At 52.7% G+C, this 3,353-nt stretch carries 1 tRNA gene and 1 rRNA gene; both read right to left on the bottom strand.

The annotated features are described in order from the left end of the window. Positions 1-19: 19 nt before the first annotated feature. Positions 20-2,899: ribosomal RNA gene (locus tag P0D89_RS51785) — 23S ribosomal RNA — on the bottom strand. A gap of 373 nt (positions 2,900-3,272) precedes the next feature. Continuing rightward, positions 3,273-3,348 (bottom strand) — tRNA-Ala (locus tag P0D89_RS51780). Positions 3,349-3,353 lie beyond the last annotated feature (5 nt).

Below are 3,353 nucleotides of genomic sequence, written 5' to 3'. Positions count from 1 at the left end.
CGCAAAACACACCTGTTATAGGATCAAGCCTTACGGGCAATTAGTATCAGTTAGCTCAACGCATTACTGCGCTTACACACCTGACCTATCAACGTCCTGGTCTTGAACGACCCTTCAAGGGGCTCGAAGCCCCGGGGATATCTCATCTTAAGGCGAGTTTCCCGCTTAGATGCTTTCAGCGGTTATCTCTTCCGAACATAGCTACCCGGCGATGCCACTGGCGTGACAACCGGTACACCAGAGGTTCGTCCACTCCGGTCCTCTCGTACTAGGAGCAGCCCCCTTCAAATATCCAGCGCCCACGGCAGATAGGGACCAAACTGTCTCACGACGTTTTAAACCCAGCTCACGTACCTCTTTAAATGGCGAACAGCCATACCCTTGGGACCGGCTACAGCCCCAGGATGAGATGAGCCGACATCGAGGTGCCAAACACCGCCGTCGATATGAACTCTTGGGCGGTATCAGCCTGTTATCCCCAGAGTACCTTTTATCCGTTGAGCGATGGCCCTTCCATACAGAACCACCGGATCACTATGACCTGCTTTCGCACCTGCTCGACTTGTCGGTCTCGCAGTTAAGCACGCTTATGCCATTGCACTATCAGCACGATTTCCGACCGTACCTAGCGTACCTTCGTACTCCTCCGTTACACTTTGGGAGGAGACCGCCCCAGTCAAACTGCCTACCATGCACTGTCCCCGACCCGGATTACGGGCCAAGGTTAGAACCTCAAACAGATCAGGGTGGTATTTCAAGGTTGGCTCCACGCAGACTGGCGTCCACGCTTCATAGCCTCCCACCTATCCTACACAGACCGGTTCAAAGTCCAATGCAAAGCTACAGTAAAGGTTCATGGGGTCTTTCCGTCTAGCCGCGGGGAGATTGCATCATCACAAACACTTCAACTTCGCTGAGTCTCGGGAGGAGACAGTGTGGCCATCGTTACGCCATTCGTGCAGGTCGGAACTTACCCGACAAGGAATTTCGCTACCTTAGGACCGTTATAGTTACGGCCGCCGTTTACCGGGACTTCAATCAGGAGCTTGCACCCCATCATTTAATCTTCCGGCACCGGGCAGGCGTCACACCCTATACGTCCACTTTCGTGTTTGCAGAGTGCTGTGTTTTTATTAAACAGTCGCAGCCACCAGTTTATTGCAACCCCTTCACCCTCTGCGCGCAGGCGCATCAAGCTACAGGGGCGTACCTTATCCCGAAGTTACGGTACCAATTTGCCGAGTTCCTTCTCCCGAGTTCTCTCAAGCGCCTTAGAATACTCATCTCGCCCACCTGTGTCGGTTTGCGGTACGGTCACTGTTGAACTGAAGCTTAGAGGCTTTTCCTGGAACCACTTCCGATTGCTTCGCAGCCTAAGCTGCTGGCCTCGCACCCTTGAATTCCGCGCCCGGATTTGCCAAAGCGCCTTCTCCAATGCAAGGACCGGGACTTCCAACACCCGGACAACCTTCCGCGATCCGTCCCCCCATCGCATTCAACAATGGTGCAGGAATATTAACCTGCTTCCCATCAGCTACGCATTTCTGCCTCGCCTTAGGGGCCGACTCACCCTACGCCGATGAACGTTGCGTAGGAAACCTTGGGCTTACGGCGAGGGGGCCTTTCACCCCCTTTATCGCTACTCATGTCAGCATTCGCACTTCCGATACCTCCAGCACACTTTCCAGTGCACCTTCGCAGGCTTACGGAACGCTCTCCTACCATGCATATAAATATGCATCCGCAGCTTCGGTATATTGCTTAGCCCCGTTACATCTTCCGCGCAGGACGACTCGATCAGTGAGCTATTACGCTTTCTTTAAAGGATGGCTGCTTCTAAGCCAACCTCCTGACTGTTTTAGCCTTCCCACTTCGTTTCCCACTTAGCAATATTTGGGGACCTTAGCTGGCGGTCTGGGTTGTTTCCCTCTTGACACCGGACGTTAGCACCCGATGTCTGTCTCCCGTGATTGCACTCTTCGGTATTCGGAGTTTGCTATGGCGTAGTAATCCGCAATGGACCCCACAACCATGACAGTGCTCTACCCCCGAAGGTGATACACGAGGCACTACCTAAATAGTTTTCGGAGAGAACCAGCTATTTCCAGGTTTGTTTAGCCTTTCACCCCTATCCACAGCTCATCCCCTAACTTTTCAACGTTAGTGGGTTCGGACCTCCAGTACGTGTTACCGCACCTTCATCCTGGCCATGGATAGATCACCTGGTTTCGGGTCTACACCCAGCGACTGGACGCCCTGTTCGGACTCGCTTTCGCTACGCCTGCCCTAATCGGTTAAGCTCGCCACTGAATGTAAGTCGCTGACCCATTATACAAAAGGTACGCCGTCACCCCTTGCGAGGCTCCGACTGTTTGTATGCATGCGGTTTCAGGATCTGTTTCACTCCCCTCCCGGGGTTCTTTTCGCCTTTCCCTCACGGTACTGGTTCACTATCGGTCGATCACGAGTATTTAGCCTTGGAGGATGGTCCCCCCATCTTCAGACAGGATTTCACGTGTCCCGCCCTACTTGTCGTACACCCAGTTCTTCCTCGCTGTTTTCGTCTACAGGGCTATCACCTGCTATGGCGGCACTTTCCAGAGCCTTCGACTAACAACAAGAATAAAGAGTACAGGCTGGTCCCATTTCGCTCGCCACTACTCTGGGAATCTCGGTTGATTTCTTTTCCTGCGGTTACTTAGATGTTTCAGTTCACCGCGTTCGCTTCTCATGACCTATGTATTCAGTCATGGATACTCCATTCGGAGTGGGTTTCCCCATTCGGACATCTTCGGATCAAAGCTCGTTTGCCAGCTCCCCGAAGCTTTTCGCAGGCTACCGCGTCCTTCATCGCCTGTGATCGCCAAGGCATCCACCACATGCACTTGTTCGCTTGACCCTATAACGGGTGTGTCTTGTCGATCCGCAGTTAGCGCTTTAGCGCTGACTCCGGCCCCATCCCCGAAGGGGACAGGGACATTCACAGGGAATGCCACGTTGCACACTCGTTACAGGTTGAGTATTCGTGTTGCGCCGTATTCCAAAGCAATCTTTCGATCACCTTTTCATACATTGATACAATCACAACCCTGATTCACCTACTCAATCACCCATCTCTAAGTGATCTTTCGTGAATCTCTTTACTACTTCTTCCTGATTGTTAAAGAACGACAGCCGATATCGCAGTTGCTATAACCACGTATCTCTACTGACTGGCTCAATCGCCAATGCACAACGCTCTGTGTATTCACAGAACGCTGCGCATTGAGGATTGGTGGAGGATGACGGGATCGAACCGACGACCCCCTGCTTGCAAAGCAGGTGCTCTCCCAGCTGAGCTAATCCCCCAGTCA

The sequence above is a fragment of the Paraburkholderia sp. RL18-085-BIA-A genome (genome assembly GCF_046027075.1).
Classification (GTDB): Bacteria; Pseudomonadota; Gammaproteobacteria; order Burkholderiales; family Burkholderiaceae; genus Paraburkholderia.
The sequence above is the reverse complement of the archived record's forward strand: the minus strand, read 5'-3'. Positions and strand labels throughout refer to the sequence as shown.